General features: G+C 67.7%; 14 protein-coding genes. 10 read left to right on the plus strand and 4 right to left on the minus strand.

The window, feature by feature from the left end:
* On the plus strand, positions 1–1966 hold a 1966-nt coding region (locus I8N68_RS31470; RefSeq protein ID WP_200216752.1), incomplete at its 5' end, for a SpoIIE family protein phosphatase.
* On the opposite strand, the gene I8N68_RS31475 is transcribed toward I8N68_RS31470, so the two are convergent.
* Together I8N68_RS31475 and I8N68_RS31480 are read right to left on the minus strand one after the other, a co-directional pair.
* A complete protein-coding gene (locus tag I8N68_RS31475) occupies positions 1919–2386 on the minus strand; it encodes an integrase (protein ID WP_200216753.1) in 468 nt (155 codons plus the stop codon). The two genes, I8N68_RS31470 and I8N68_RS31475, sit on opposite strands and share 48 nt — an antisense overlap.
* Positions 2387–3196: 810 nt before the next feature.
* Positions 3197–3454, minus strand: a complete 258-nt coding sequence (locus I8N68_RS31480) for a hypothetical protein (protein ID WP_200216754.1) — start codon at positions 3452–3454, stop codon at positions 3197–3199.
* 350 nt (positions 3455–3804) lie between these two features.
* On the opposite strand from I8N68_RS31480, the gene I8N68_RS31485 reads away from it, so the two are divergent.
* From I8N68_RS31485 to I8N68_RS31505, 5 genes are all read left to right on the plus strand, one after another.
* Positions 3805–5091 carry a hypothetical protein gene (locus I8N68_RS31485; RefSeq protein ID WP_200216755.1) on the plus strand — a complete coding sequence of 429 codons (1287 nt, stop codon included), beginning with the start codon at positions 3805–3807 and terminating at the stop codon, positions 5089–5091.
* 563 nt (positions 5092–5654) lie between these two features.
* Positions 5655–6056 carry a polysaccharide biosynthesis C-terminal domain-containing protein gene (locus I8N68_RS31490; RefSeq protein WP_200216756.1) on the plus strand — a complete coding sequence of 134 codons (402 nt, stop codon included), beginning with the start codon at positions 5655–5657 and terminating at the stop codon, positions 6054–6056.
* Entirely contained in the window at positions 6053–7237 is a 1185-nt protein-coding gene (locus I8N68_RS31495) for a hypothetical protein (RefSeq protein ID WP_200216757.1), read from the plus strand. The genes I8N68_RS31490 and I8N68_RS31495 overlap by 4 nt, the downstream gene beginning before the upstream one ends.
* 524 nt (positions 7238–7761) lie before the next feature.
* Positions 7762–8997 (plus strand): IS110 family RNA-guided transposase, encoded by a 1236-nt coding sequence (locus tag I8N68_RS31500; RefSeq protein WP_200216758.1) that lies wholly within the window; start codon positions 7762–7764, stop codon positions 8995–8997.
* Between the two features lie 333 nt (positions 8998–9330).
* The gene (locus I8N68_RS31505) at positions 9331–10497 is read left to right on the plus strand and encodes a low temperature requirement protein A (protein WP_200216759.1); all 1167 of its coding nucleotides are present in this window, start codon (positions 9331–9333) and stop codon (positions 10495–10497) included.
* Positions 10498–10621: 124 nt separating this feature from the next.
* Here I8N68_RS31505 and I8N68_RS31510 read toward each other — a convergent pair whose 3' ends face one another.
* Both I8N68_RS31510 and I8N68_RS31515 read right to left on the minus strand, forming a co-directional pair.
* Positions 10622–11614, minus strand: coding sequence for a hypothetical protein (locus I8N68_RS31510; protein ID WP_200216760.1), 993 nt, complete (start codon positions 11612–11614; stop codon positions 10622–10624).
* Between the two features lie 218 nt (positions 11615–11832).
* Entirely contained in the window at positions 11833–12705 is an 873-nt protein-coding gene (locus I8N68_RS31515) for an alpha/beta fold hydrolase (protein ID WP_267909714.1), read from the minus strand.
* A 114-nt stretch (positions 12706–12819) separates the two neighbouring features.
* Here I8N68_RS31515 and I8N68_RS31520 point away from each other — a divergent pair, with 114 nt between their 5' ends.
* The 4 genes from I8N68_RS31520 to I8N68_RS31535 form a co-directional block, all read left to right on the plus strand.
* Entirely contained in the window at positions 12820–12996 is a 177-nt protein-coding gene (locus tag I8N68_RS31520) for a hypothetical protein (RefSeq protein WP_200216762.1), read from the plus strand.
* Between the two features lie 114 nt (positions 12997–13110).
* Complete coding sequence (locus I8N68_RS31525; RefSeq protein ID WP_200216763.1) at positions 13111–13467, plus strand: transposase; 357 nt, start codon at positions 13111–13113, stop codon at positions 13465–13467.
* A gap of 146 nt (positions 13468–13613) precedes the next feature.
* The gene (locus tag I8N68_RS31530; RefSeq protein WP_200216764.1) at positions 13614–13925 is read left to right on the plus strand and encodes a transposase; all 312 of its coding nucleotides are present in this window, start codon (positions 13614–13616) and stop codon (positions 13923–13925) included.
* Positions 13922–14521 (plus strand): IS3 family transposase (locus I8N68_RS31535; protein WP_200216765.1); only part of this gene is annotated, 600 nt, incomplete at its 3' end. The genes I8N68_RS31530 and I8N68_RS31535, both read left to right, overlap by 4 nt.

The raw sequence follows: 14521 nt of genomic DNA on the forward strand, positions 1-14521 counted from the left end.
TTGCGGCGATCCGCAGGCGTTGATCGACGCTTTCGAGGAGTTGCCCGGATTCGTATGGATCTTTGAAGGTCCTGAGCTGAGGGTCGTCGCCGCGAATCCGGCGGTGCGAGCCGCCGTCGGCAACCGCACCGGCCTGATCGGTGAACCCTTCAAGCAAGCGGTACCCGAACTGGCCGGTCAGCACATCTTCGAACTCCTCGACCAGGCCCTACGCGGTGTCCGTTCGCACGGCTACGAGCAGCGCGTTCTGACCGACCGCCACGGTGACGGCCGCTTGACCGAGGCGTTCTACACCTTCGACATTGCGCCTTGGCACAACCCGGACGGCTCGGTGCGCGGGGTGATCGTGCAGGCTGTCGACGCCACGCCCGTGGTGGTCGCCCGGCAGGCTGCCGAAGCCGCCGTCGCAACCGCCGAACGCCGCTACCGCCAAGCCGCCGGTCTGATCCTGGAGTTGCAACGCAGCCTCCTGCCCGACGTGCTGCCCGTCCTGCCCCGCGTTCAGATCGCCGCCCACTACCTCGTCGCGGGCAGCGACCTTGTCGCCGGCGGGGACTGGTTCGATGCCGTTCCCCTGCCCGACGGGCGGCTCGCGCTGACCGTCGGTGACGTCGTCGGGCATGGTGCTACGGCCGCGGCGGCGATGGGCCAACTCCGCGCCGTCGCCCGGCAGGCGTTGCAGTCCGGCGGCAGCCTGCCGCACGTGCTGACCGTCCTGGATGCCTTCGCGGCCCGCGCCTCAGCAACCCGGGCGGCCACCACCTGCCTCGCCGTGCTCGACCCGACCACGGGCGCACTTGAGGTGGCCAGCCACGCGCACCCGCCGCCGCTGCTGATCGGCGCCACCGGCGACGGCCATTACCTGCCCGTGACGCCTGCAGGGCCACTCGGCACGGGAGTCGGCCCCGCCCCCGTCCACACCTTTCGGCTAGGGAACGGCGACGTCCTGCTGCTCTACACCGACGGCCTGATCGAGCGGCCACGGCAGAGCCTGCACGACGGCGCCCGCGCCCTGGCCACCGCCGCAGCGGCAGCTCGCTGGCAAATGCTCGACGAGGACACGACGGTCCCCGACCGGCTGCCCGATCGAATCTGCACCCTGGTCACGGAACGTCTCGCCCTGGCCGAGGGCGGCTTCCGCGACGACACCACGCTCCTGGCCGCCCACCTCCTGCCGGAGCCCGCCGCACCCCTGCGGCTCACTCTTCCCGCCGACACCACAGCGCTGCACCCGATGCGTCAGCACATGCGCGACTGGCTCGACCGAATCGGTGCCAGCGCCGAAGACACCAGCGATCTCATCCACGCCGCCGGCGAGGCCGCCACCAACGCCATCGACCACGCCTACCCGAGCGGCACGTCAGCGGCATTCACGATGCACGCCGGCTTGGACGACCAGGGCGCCGTGCGCCTCACCTGCACTGATCAGGGACAGTGGCGGCCACCGGTCCACGACCCGGGCGGTCGCGGTCGGGGACTGACGATGATTCGAGGACTCGTCGATCGTGTGGAGGTCAGGCACACCGAAGCCGGCACCACCATCAGCATGCACCATTACATCGGCCAGGCCACCAACGTCACCACCGCGGCCGCCGCCCAGGCCGCCGGTCCCCACAAACAGGCCATCGTGGCCGACGAGTTCGCGCTCGCCGTCATCGAGACCCCGACGTGCCGAACACTGCGCGTGCAGGGCCCGGTAGACCTGGCCACCGGCCCTCGGCTACGCACCGCGATCATGCAGGCCAGCCGGGGCGGCAGCCTCCCGCTCACCATCGACCTAACCGCTGTCACTCACCTGAGTAGCACCGGCGTCCAGGTCCTGCATGAAGTCACCCGGACCATCACCGACCTGCACGTCACCGCTACCCCACAAAGCCCCGCACGCGGTGTACTGCAATTGACAGGACTGCACCACCTTCTACCGGACTCCCATGGGAGTGGGAGCGAGATTCAACCCGATTGGTAGAGGGGCGGCTTGGAGGGGACGGTGCCGGCCAACCTGCTCGAGTGCGAGCGTTGACGCAAGATTCGAGGGAACAGAGGGCCGGGCGCGATGCGCCACCAGCCTGTGGCTTACGCCGGCCATCGGCTTGAAGGCGACGGCAGCTACCAGCCCGGACGGCGTCAATCGATGTCCGCAGCCCTGTGCTTGCCGAAGGGCGTGGAGCAGGTGCCGCTGGTTCCAGATCAGGGTGCGGCCGAGCCGTTCGCGGCGGCAGGTTTGCGCCCATCGCTCCATGAACGCGTTCATTCTCGGCATCCGCACGCCGCTGAGCACTACCTCGATCCCCGCGTCGTCGAGCACGGCGTCGAACAGGGAGGGGAACTTTCCGTCGCGGTCCCGGATCAAGAACCGTGCCCGGCGGCCGACGTCCTCCAGATCCATCACCAGGTTCTTCGCGCTTGGGCTACCCAGGAGGCGGTCCAGTGGGCGGTGGCGCCAAGGATGCGGATCCGGCGGCTGGTGTGCTCGATGACCACCAGCACGTACATCCGAGTCCCGGTCAGGGTGACGGTCTCGAAGAAGTCGCAGGCGAGCAGGGTGTCGGCTTGGGCGCGGAGGAAGGCGGTCCAGGTGGTAGGAGGTGCGCTCGGGTGCGGGGTCGATCCCGGCCTCGTTGAGGATCTGCCACACGGTGGAGGCGGCGGCCTTGATACCGGGGACGAGCAGTTCGCCGTGGATGCGCCGGTAGCCCCAGCTGGGGTTCTCCCGGGCCAGGCGTAGCACCAGGGCGCAGATGGAGCGGACGGGTGCGTGGTCGGCCCGACCGGTCGCTGGGGGAGAACCGCGGCCGGGTCTCGCCCAGCTGTCGCTCCAGGATGGTGAAGTGGTGGCGCAGCGCCAGGATCTCCACGTCCTTGTGCCGGTCGCTTATCGGAAGCAGCCGCAGTATCGCGAACGCGTTCGTCACACCGAGATAGGCCAATCGAAGTAGCACAGCCGAGCATCATGCCGCGGGTGGGAGAGACAGTCCCGGCCCCTGCGGCCGCCGTCAAGATCCGCTTACAGCTGCCCCGGCTGGGCGGATGAGGGCGCGCTCAGTAGCCGCGACGCACGCCGCCGAACAGACGTGCGGAGGTGTGCGAGACGCCGGCGGCTGGCGGGTGTGGGCAGTTGATCTGGCGACCTGGTGCGGTGTGCACGTCCGGGCAGACGCCTGCCGCTGAGGGACCACCGGGCAGCGGCCGGGCATAGCTAATGAGTCTGCCGGCGGTTTGCCTCCTGCCGGACTGCCTCCGTGAGATCCCGCCAGGTGCCGGCCGAGGTCTTCATCATCCGGTCGACCATCGACCGGGCGGATGCTTCGTCCCGGAAGTCGTAGGACACCTCCTGACCTCCGTCACCACCGAGGCGGCCACGGACCCGCCAGAGCTGACCGTCGGTGACCAGCCAGATATCCCGCCGGGCCATGCGACCCCACGCCCCGTTCCAGTAGCGACCATGTACCTCCACCCCCAGCACACTAGTCGTACACACGTTCGACCGGCCGGCTGCCGGCGTGTCGACGGTGGCGGTGCACTCACATGCCGATGAGCGGATGCGGCTGAGAGAGCGCTTGTCGCTTCGGCGGGAGATGTGGCGGGTCCCTGGCGGTTTCTGCTTCGTCGCATCAGCGACCGAACGGCCAGAGGCATCCGCGAAGGCCCCGGAATCCAGGGATTGTCATCGTGTGCCGGCGATGATCCACTATGGCCGTGGAGCTGACCCCAGAGGAGAGTGACCTACTGGTCGCCGGGCTCGGCGTGGTAGGCGACAGGGTGAACCGGGGCGCTGGGCGGGGCGCTCGCCGGGCGGCCAGGTGGATGCGGGCCGACATCTTCGAGACCAACGTGGAACTGCGGCCGCCGATGCCGACGGCCACCGACCTGGTCGCCCGGACCTTGGACGCCCTGGGTACCCGGACCACCGAGTTGCAGGCCATGATCGGCAGCGGTGCCATGAACCTGAACCCTGCCGTCGTCACGGTGACGCTGTCGGAAGATGGCGGGAGGGTTATCGCTACCGTCCGTGGCGTGGCCAAGGAGGGCCTGATCCGACAGCGGGCGGGCGAGAAGGCGGCACGCCGGGTCGCGGAGCAGCTGACGGGCTCGTTTGTGGTTCGAGGTCGGGACGGGCATCCTCGTGCCGTGGAGTGGACGGACGACCTGAGTGTGCGCCTTGCTCGCGGAACCTCGGTGCGCGCTCTTGTCGCGTATCTGCGGGCGGCCGACGAGGAGGGGACGCGCCGTCGCGATGTCCTTGCCGTCCTGACCGAGCGGTTCGCGCTGCCGTTCGATGATGCACGGCTGGCCATGGACCGTGTCGAGGGTGGAATCATTCGTGCCGCGTCCGGCAACCCTGCCAACGAGCCGGACCCGGTCAAAGACCCGTTGGCGTGGACCTCCTACCGGCTCGAACTCGGACTGCCCGTCGGCGATGATGCTCCTGGGTTATTGCCGGAGCAGCAGGCGTCGGCGCAGGCTCTGCTGGAGCGCGCGAGGCGTGGCCAGCCCACGCACGGCACCGAAGACGTCGCCGTAGCGCTCGAGGTCGCACGCTTGGCAGTCGCGTCTCAGGAGCCGGATCGGACGCGCTTTCACCTCCTCCTGGAAGCAGCGACGTCACTATCGGTCGCCGCCGAAGCGTGCATCGCCCGGTTGGGGCAGCAGCCTTGCGCCCCGGAGGGTTCCCAGGAGTGGGTCGACGGTGTCGCCCTCGCCGCAGCTGCTCGCCAGGTCACCGCGACGTTCGCTGCCCAGCCCGGCCCGGAACTCGAGGAGGGTGGCCTCGCACTGGTGGGACGCATCGTCACCCGCCTGCTGGGCCAATGCCACGCCTTCGTCGGACGAGCGATGATCGACTCAGCCCGCTGCATCCAGCGAAACGGCGATCCCGACCGGGCCGCCACCCGCGCCGAGGCCGTACTGGCCGACTTCGCGGTTCTGCTCGACCGGTTCGAGGTCGACGCTCCTTTCGACGAGCACATCATCGCCCTTGAGTACCTGCTGGCCGCCGTCGAGCTCATCACCGAGGTGAGAGGCAACTCCACCGAACTCGACGCTCTACGCAACCGGACCAAGCACGTACTCGACCGCTCGTTGACGGACTGAACCCAACCGGTACCAGCAACAACGGATTCCCGATCACGAGGCCGGGACGCTGGCCGACCGCACCCATCGCACGGCGGCGTGGTCAGCGAGACGGAAGGTCATCACCGTCATCACCTGTCCACCGCCACGCCCGGACATGCCGCCGTCCGTGCGCGCAGGTAGACGACGAGCCGTCACGCTCGGTGTTCGGCGTCCCGTGGTGCCCGGCATCCTGAACTGCCGATGACAACGCGGCACTGAACTCGCGGGAATCCGGCTTTATGAATTCTCGAAATCTTGCGGGCAAGCAACGGCACGATGCTCAATGTAGGTCTTGCGACGACTCGACCGGAGTGTTCTTGTGGACGTCCCGATCACCTACGGGAGCAACATCTAAACCTCGCAGACCACGCTCGCGCCTGTCGAGAAACCGTGTCCAAGATTGAGGTCAAGCCCGAGTCATGTCCTCGAGAGCAACCAGAGATTCTGCTGGGCGGGCCGTTGCTGGAAACGGATACATCGACATCTTGAGCCAACCGATCGGTCGCTTGTGGAGGTCGGACCGCAGCTGCCACAGTCCGTCTATGACATCCGGCATCCAAGTCACTTGCCGGGCGGACGCGGGTGACCCGCGGGGACTCGCCTTCGCCGTACCCGGAAATGCCCTCGCTGCGCTCGGCGGAGTCGCGGACGTGCATCTAATGACCGTGCGACCAGGCGCGGTTCGCGGCAATCATTTTCACGCGCGAAAGCGCGAGGTACTCGTGGTGCTGCACGAGGACGAGTGGGAGTTGCACTGGAGTGACCCGGGCGGTACGCCGCAGAACCGGGTCTTCCGGGGTGCCGGCGGGGTCAGCCTGACGGTGCACCTGGGGGTGGCGCACGCGATCCGCAATACCGGTACGGCGGATCTCATCGTCGCGGGCTTGTCGCCAGTGCCGTTTGACACGGCCGACCCGGACGCCGAGGCGGCGACACTGACATGAGCGAGGTCGGCTTCCGCACGTTTTGCCATATCAGCGACTACAAAGCGGCGGGCTATGCGAATCTGCACCGCCTGATCGCCGGCAGCAAACCGGTCGTGTTGTGGGCGCCGTCGAGTGCGATGTTCCGCCAGTACGGCAGCATCTCGGTGGACGACTTCCTCCACCTCCTGAAGCACCGGCAGGTGCGCATCGTCGGCCGGGAACGGTGGCTACTGGACCGTAGCTACCGTGACATGCGGGCGAGGAAGTGGGACGCCGCAGCCTGGGACGACGAGATCGACGGCGCAATCTATCGGACGTACATCCGCGACCTGCACGTTCCGGCTGAGGAGAAACGGGTGATCATCGCGGAGGACGAGCCCGGGCAGGCGTGGGCGGAGCGGACGCTATCCGCCGACCCGGGACAGATCGAGTTCTGGCAGGAGGTGCTCGACCGGCCGGACGTGGAGGACTACGTACCGGGCGGGACGCTGGAGGCGATCACCCGGGAGCAGATGGATCCGGAGACCGCAACGCTTCGGATCCTGCGCGACGCCCGGAACCACGGCCAGGCGGTCAATGACGCCGACGCTGAGGTGCCGTTCCTGCTCAGCCGTACCGACACTCGCTTCCTAGACATTCTGACCGCTGGCCGGTTCGGGCGTGCCGGCGTGGCGGCGGACCTTCCGGTGCGATCCGCGTCCACGGACGCGCTGGCCGAGCAACTGCTCGGGGTGCTGGCGCGGCTCGACGAATGCCGTGGTCATCCAAGCCTGCCGAAGTTCATCGCCGGCGACGGTCACAAGGAACTCATCGAGTGGCTCGTCACGTACAAGATGATGATTCAGCACGGGTCAACGATCGACGACAACGCGTTGATGCGCGACCTCGCGCAGAAACTTCGGCAGGCCAAGCGCAGCGGATTCGGCAAGGAGTTCGACGGCCGGTACGCCAGGCTGATGACCCTGGTCGGCACGGCCGGGGCGACCGGCGCGACCGTGCAATTGGTGCAGGAACAAAGCCCACTGAACATTCTCGGCGTGGCGTGCGAGGCAATTGCTCTCGGTGGCGCCGCGGCAGGGGCCTACGGCTGGGTGGCTGGTTCCTATGACGGCCCGCAATGGCCGTACTTGTTCAGCAACGGCACCAAGCCGAGCCGGCGGAGCCGCAAAGCAATGACCGATCTCTTCGCGGCTCGATGATGAAGTCATGGGCCGAGCACTGGGTGCCGACGCCAGCATGACTGTTGGTCAACAGCGCTCGACCGGTTTACTTACATGCGCTGTTCGAGCGGGCGCACGGCGGCGCTTGACCAAGGGGACAAGATCGGGTCATGGCGGGACCGAGTAGGTGTGCTTCCGCTGTCAGGGGGCTAGATCCAGATCGAGATTGTGAGAAGGATTAGTGGGCAAGTGCGTCAACGTCGACACCGTGTGAACTTGCCGTAGTCCGACAGCCTTGGCCGGGCGGCGGAAAACGTCCTCATCTAATGGGTTCTGTCAGCCTGCTGCGGCAGGATGGCTCTGGTAGCGGCTGGCGGGTCAGCACTCTTCTCTTCAGGCCTTCAAGGTCTTGCGGCAGACCGTGCGCCCGCTGGTCGTGAGGAGGCTGGACAGCTGATGGGATGACGTGCCCCGGATGTTCGCGGTGAGCACTTGGCCATTAGATCGCTGAGGTCTCTTCCACGCTGCCATGGACGACACTGTCCATCGAGGAAGGTGGCGTGATGCTGTATCTGGGAGACGACTGGGCCGAGGACCACCACGACGTTGAGCTCGTCGACGACCACGGTGCGAGGTTGGCCCGTAAACGGCTACCCGAAGGTCTCGAGGGCGTCACCCGGTTGCACGCGCTGATCGCCGAGCGGATGCCGCCCGAGTGGGCCGACCTGGACCCGGGCGAGGCCGCAGCGCAGGTGCGGATCGGGATCGAGACCGACCGCGGCCCGTGGGTGCAAGCATTGATCGCGGCCGGCTATCAGGTGTATGCGATCAACCCGATGTCCGTGGCCCGCTATCGCGAACGGCATTCCACCTCGGGGGCGAAGTCCGACGCCGGCGACGCGCACGTGCTCGCCGAGATCGTGCGACTGGACCATGCCCATCACCGACCTGTCGCCGGGGACAGCGACCAAGCCGAGGCAATGAAACTCGTCGCCCGCACCCATCAGACCCTGATCTGGGACCGCACGCGGCAGCTGCTGCGGCTACGCAGCGTCCTACGGGAGTTCTTCCCCGCCGCCCTGGACGTCTTCGACGACCTGACCGCGTCGGACGCGTTGGAGCTGCTGGCGCGTGCGCCGGATCCTGCTCGCGCCGCCCGGCTATCGCGGTCGCAGATCGCCGCGGCGTTGCGGCGGGCGAACCGCCGCCACGTTGACGCCAAAGCCGCCGACGTGCAGCAGCGACTACGCGGGGCGCAGCTGCGCCAGCCGGACGCCGTCCAGGCCGCCTACGCGGCCATCGTGACCGCTCAGGTTCGGCTGATCGCGGCGCTCAACGTCGAGGTCGAGCAGCTCGGGCAGGTAGTGGCCGACCATTTTGGCCGGCACCGGGACGCTGAGCACTACCTGAGCCAACCCGGCCTCGGCGTGGTCCTCGGCGCCCGGATCCTCGGCGAGTTCGGCGACGACCCCCACCGCTTCACCGACGCGAAAGCCCGCAAGAACTACGCCGGCACCTCCCCGATCACCCGCGCATCCGGCACCCGCACCATCGTGCTGGCCCGTTACGCCCGCAACCGACGACTCGCCGACGCCGTGCACCAATGGGCCTTCTGCTCGCTGAAAGGCTCACCCGGCGCCCGCGCCTACTACGACGCCCTCCGCGCCCGCGGCACCGGCCACCAAGCCGCCCTACGCCAACTCGGCAACCGCCTCGTCGGCATCCTGCACGGCTGCCTCAAAACCGATACGACCTACGACGAGGCAACCGCCTGGGCACATCTCCAGCCCACTTCTTGACAACCTCAGAACATGGGATGTCTGCCGCTGACCGCGCGATTCTCCCGAAAGTCGGGCCTTGGGCTGCTTGCGTGCGCGGCCTGCTCCGTTCAAGAGCGTCAGTACCGGTGGACCTGGTCGGACACCCGGAACGTGGCACTGCACTGTGTGCAGGTGGCACGACCGAACAGGTACGTGAGCGCCGTTCGAGCAGCCCTAACCACATGTTCAGATCTCGAAGTAGGGTGCGTGGTGTAGTGGTTTCCGTCGTTCCTGGCTCGTTGAGTGTGGTGATCACTCATACGAGAGGGAACATCGTGACTTCTGCGAACGTTCACGTCCGACCGGTGACGGATGGGTGAGCCGGACGGCGAGCGGCTCGTGCGCAAGGAAGCGCGATGGCAGCGGGCAAGTTTTCTGGAGCTGTTCTTCGATCTCGTCTTCGTGTTCGCGCTCAATCAGGTGAGCTTGCGGCTGATCAAAGACTTCCGCAGCGGGAACCAGATGCTGGTCAGCGAGGCTGTCACGACCTTCCTGATGTTCCTGGCGCTCTGGTTGCTGTGGGCGGCGGCGGCCGCCTTGACCAGCCGACTGCACCCGGAATCGCCGCCGGTCCAGATCATTGTGTTCATCGAAATGGCCTGCGCCGTACTGATGGCCGTCGCAGCGGTGCAGGGGCCTGAGGGGCGGCTTCTTGTCTTTGTCGGCGCCTACGTGGCGGCCCGGGTAGCCCGCCCGCTGGTCCTGCTGGTCTTCCGTCTGTGGGTCAATGCGCCGGTGGTGCTCGCGATCGTCGTGGGCGCGGTGCTGTGGATCGCCGGCGCGCTGGTGGACGACGTTCCTGTGCGCGGCCTGCTCTGGACCCTCGCAGTGGCCGTCGACTACGGAGGGTATGTGTTCGGCTTTCAAGGATGGGCCGGCGGGCGGATCGCGGGTGAACACCTGGCCGAGCGGTTGCAGCAGTTCTTCTTGATCACGTTGGGTGAGGCGATCTTCGTATCCGGCAGGGCCCTCAGCAACAGCAGCTTCGGCATCCCGCACGCGGCCGCGTTCGGGCTAGCGTTCGTCAGCATCGTGCTGTTCTGGCGGGTCTATTTCTACCGGGCCGGATCGATCCTGCCCCTGGCCATCACCCGCGCCCGGAACCCGGTCCGCGAGGCCCTGGCGGTCGCCGGGAGTCACCTGTTCATGATCATGGGTGTCTTCCTCGCTGGTGTCGGCTTCGAGCTGTTCATCGTCGAGCCGCTCGCCCGGCCGGAACCGCAGTGGCTTGTCGTCATCCTCGGCGGGCCTGCGCTGTTCCTCGTGGGGCGGGCACCCTTCGAACTCCAGGTCTTCGGTCGGATCTCCCGGTCGCGACTGGCCGGCCTGCTCGCCCTTGGCCTCCTGATCCCGGCCATTTGGCACCTGCCACCGCTGGCCGCGGGGGTCGCCGTCGCTGTCGTACTGGCCGGGATCGCCGTCTCCGACGCGTGGCGCGCCCGCGGCCGCGAACCCGAGCAACCCATGCCGCAGATCTGACACACCAGCGAATCGCCGAAGGTACGAACTCGACGCCCAGGAGCTCGTCGACGTGGCCACCCTTCTCGGCCACCCTGTCTTGCAGATCCTGGCCCACTACTGATCACAGGCCGCATACTCGTGATCAAAGAGGTTTCAGCTCGGCTCGAGGCTTGATTGAGCCCACTCTCATGGCCGCGATCCGGGCGCCAATAGCAGGCGACAGGTAACCCTGATTAGCCGGATAAACCGACCGTGATCGCTGCGGTGCGATGAGGTGTCGCGCCGCCGATGCAGGTCCATGCACCCGCGCGACGGGTCGAACCCATCCAAGTGTCTCTGCCTGAACCTGGGCACGTTCGGGTCGGACCGCGTTGCGCACGTTGAGTTGTACGCCGGCGGGGGTGGCCGGGCCCGCGACGAGTTCGGAGCGCACCCGCGGTGGGTGCGTGGCCTGCCGGCGTCGTTCCCTGACCTGCCCGGCGGTACGGGCGACGCGGTACATCGTCGACAGCGAGCACCAGTACCGGCCATCGTCGAGTTCCCGGGCCCAGACCTGCGGGATCGCCAGATCCGCATACGCGGGGCTGTTCAACACCTCGAGGACCCGGACCCGTTCGGTGTCGGTCAGCGCCGACGGTGGCGGGGTTCGAGGTAGCCAGGGCCCGTGCATCGGCCCAAGACCATTCTTCCGCCGGTAGTGGGTCGCCCGTGACGTTCCGGTCAACGCACACAGCGCTGCACCGACAGCTCGCCGGACCGCAGATCGGTGAAGGCGGTGGTCAGGATCTGCTCGGCGGCGGATCGTTGTCCGCGCTCTCGGAGAGTTCTTCCAAGAGCGCGTGTGTGCTTTTCCCATAATGTCCAACGCCATCCGGGTCTTCTTCAGATCCGCCTGCAGTTTCTCATTCTGCCGGCGTAGCTTCTCCAACTCGACCTGCTCAGCGGTCTTCCGCGGCCGGGAAGCCGGAGACGTTTTTTCGCCGCCGCCGGTCCGGGCGCCCGCGTCACGGGCGCGGGCCCACTCGATCAGATGCGACGAATACAGGCCCTCGCGGCGAAGGACCGCGGCCTTCTCGCCATGCGGAGCGTTCTCGTACTCGGTCAGGACCGCGAGTTTGAACTCCGGGCTGAACACCCGCCGAGACGGCCGCGGCGCCGGATCAGACCCGCTCGGCACACCCTGCACGGGCTGGTCCTCAGAAGATGTCGACACGTACACCAGGATCTCCGATCCCGCCCTCGGTCAGCACCCCGCACTCACACGCGGTGTCTCACCCCATCCTGGCCAAGAGGGGCCCGCCTGGGCGCTGTCAGAAGGTGCGGCTCCCACCGGTTGCTGGGTCGCCGTGATGCTCAGTCGAGCTGTGCAGCTTGCGCCAGCAACTGGGCGAAGCGCCTGGGATGGGAGTAGGGAAAGGCGTGCGCTCCCGGGACGGTGACCGCCTGCCCTCGCGGCGCTGTCGCGGCCAGCCGGTCGACCCAGTCGGCGGCGGCGAAGTGGTCGTGCTCGCCCCTAGCCAGCAGGATCGGACAACTAACGCTGCCGACCAGGTTTTCCGGACGATCCGCAAGGCCGCTCCGCACGTAACGGATAAGGCGCCGAAGTCCACCTCGCCGGTAGTCGGGCAGGGCGGCCCACAGCCCGGAGCCCGGCTCGTGGCGGGAGGTGCGTGCCCACGCGCGCACCAGCCCGGCCAGTCGCCGAGCTTGCGGTGCGAAGGTGGGACCCGCAAGAACCAGGCCGCGGATCTGCCCGGGTAGCTCAGCAGCGACGCGCAACACTGCTTGTCCACCGGTCGAATGGCCGGCCAGCACCACCGGTCCCGGGCGGTGATCAACAAGCCATGCCGCCACCGTAGCGGCCACTGCCTGCACAGTTGGCTCGCAGGTTTTCGGCCCGCCGTAGCCGAAACCCGGCACGTCCAGCAGCACACACTGCGTCCAGGCGCCCGTCGCTTCGACAGCTTCAGACAGGTAACGCACAGCCCCCAGGCCAGGAACGATGACCACGGCGGGAACGCCCGCCCGCCCTACTCCTGCCACCACGGCCCTCAGAGGTCGGTCCTTGACCGAATACCACCGCTCTTGCCGCCACGATCTCACTCGCGCAGCCTGTTCCGACTGTCGCAGATCATCCCTGCGCCTCCAACCCGCAGCGGTTGTCGTCGTAGCCACCCCACCGTAGAGGGTCGACTTCCTGCCGGAGTTGGGATGATTCTCCGTCATGTTGGAGTGTCGTGCGGTGAGATCGGGAATCGTCCTCTCGAACGCTCTTGTCCCGCCCTTCAGTTAGAAGCACGACCAAAGCAGGCGATTATCGCCGCCGGCGCCCACCGCGCGTTGCAGGCGGAGGTCCACGAGCTGACCGAGGACCGGCGCCGGATCGCCCGGCTCGCCGTCGGCGAGCGCCTCGTCCTGCCGGACGAGGTGGTGGCGATCCAGGACCGGATGCGAGCGCTCGGCTGTCCGGCAAGCACCGTGTCCGCGCCTGCGCTGCTCTGCGGCCTGGCCCGGTGACCGATCCCGCCACCGCCACCAAAGTTGCCCTGACGCAGCCTCGCCCGCCGCTGGCCCGCCCTTCAAGCTGAGATCGATGACCTCGACAGCCACCTGACCGCCCTCGTTACCGCTGTGGCCCCCGACCTCGTCGCTCTGCCCGGCGTCGGCGTTGACACCGCTGGGCAACTCCTCGTCACCGCCGGCGACAACCCCCACCGATTGCGGTCCGAGGCTGCCTTCGCCAGGCTCTGCGGCGTTGCCCCCATCCCGGCCAGCTCCGGCCGAACCGACCGCCACCGCCTGCACCGCGGCGGCGACCGCGACGCCAACAGCGCCCTCTGGCGCATCACCCTGGTCCGCATGCGCTGCCATCAGCCCACCAAGGACTACGTCGCCCGCCGGATCAGCGAGGGCAAGACCAAAACCGAGATCATGCGTTGTCTGAAGCGCTACATCGCCCGAGACGCCTACCGGATGCTCACAGGCTGACCACCGCTATTGCGAGTGCCAGCAGTGGCGCCAGGACGAGGTGCACCGCTGAGGTCGGGGCGGCTCGTAACACGTGGGCCTGAGCCACCCCCGCTTTCATGGAGCTTCTTGATCATGGTCTGATGGCCGTGGGGAGGAAGTCATCCGTGGCAGCACCGAAGAAGTACCCCGACGAGCTACGCCAGCGTGCTGTGCGCTTGTACCGCGAGTCGGACCCGAAACCGGTCATCCGGCGTCTCGCCGAGCAGCTCGGCGTGCATCACGAGGCATTGCGGAACTGGATCCGGCAGGCCGAAGCGGACGCGGGTGAGCGTCATGATCGGCCGAGCAGCGACATGCTGGCCGAGAATCGCCGGCTGCTGAGGGAGAACGCGGAGCTGCGTCGGGCGAACGAGATCCTGAAGGCGGCGAGCGCGTATTTCGCGGCGGAGCTCGACCCGACCCGGCGACGGTCATGACGTTCATTTATGAACACCGTGACCAGTTCGCGGTCGCGCTCCTGCTACGGGTCCTGGGCGTCGGCGCCTCGACGTACTACGCGTGGGTTAAGCAGGCTGAACAGCCCTGCGAGCGCGACGTGGTCGACCTCGGCCTGCTGTCGAACATTCACGAGATCTGGACCGCCTCCGGCCACACCTACGGCGCGGACCGGGTGCACCGGCAACTCCGCCGCGACGGCATCCGCGTCGGCCGCAAGCGGGTCGAGCGGCTGATGGCCGCCCAGGGCTGGCAGGGCGCGTTCCTGCGGCGAGGCTGGCGCGGCGGCTCGACCCGGCAGGACCCGCGGGCGACGCCGGCACCGGATCTGGTCAACCGGCAGTTCACCGCCGCCGGCCCGAACCGGCTGTGGGTCGCCGACGCCACCCGCATCCCCTGCGGCGAGGGCGTGTTCTGGCTGGCCGCTGTCCGGGACGTGTTCTCCCGCCGGATCGTCGGGTGGAAGACCTCCGACCGCTGCGACACCGACCTGATCCTCGCCGCCCTCGAATACGGCATCTGGTCACGCGACGTCCGCGACGGCCAGTTGATCCACCACAGCGACCGCGGGTCGAAC

It is taken from the genome of Micromonospora coerulea, from assembly GCF_016598485.1.
GTDB lineage: Bacteria > Actinomycetota > Actinomycetes > Mycobacteriales > Micromonosporaceae > Micromonospora > Micromonospora coerulea.

What these genes read in the sequence shown, in the direction of transcription:
- I8N68_RS31475 (WP_200216753.1), bottom strand. Translation starts at nt 2,386, where the DNA reads ATGGATCTGGAGGACGTCGGCCGCCGGGCACGGTTCTTGATCCGGGAC.
- I8N68_RS31485 (WP_200216755.1), top strand. Translation starts at nt 3,805, where the DNA reads ATGCGGGCCGACATCTTCGAGACCAACGTGGAACTGCGGCCGCCGATG.
- I8N68_RS31490 (WP_200216756.1), top strand. Translation starts at nt 5,655, where the DNA reads ATGACATCCGGCATCCAAGTCACTTGCCGGGCGGACGCGGGTGACCCG.
- I8N68_RS31495 (WP_200216757.1), top strand. Translation starts at nt 6,053, where the DNA reads ATGAGCGAGGTCGGCTTCCGCACGTTTTGCCATATCAGCGACTACAAA.
- I8N68_RS31500 (WP_200216758.1), top strand. Translation starts at nt 7,762, where the DNA reads ATGCTGTATCTGGGAGACGACTGGGCCGAGGACCACCACGACGTTGAG.
- I8N68_RS31505 (WP_200216759.1), top strand. Translation starts at nt 9,331, where the DNA reads ATGGGTGAGCCGGACGGCGAGCGGCTCGTGCGCAAGGAAGCGCGATGG.
- I8N68_RS31515 (WP_267909714.1), bottom strand. Translation starts at nt 12,705, where the DNA reads ATGACGGAGAATCATCCCAACTCCGGCAGGAAGTCGACCCTCTACGGT.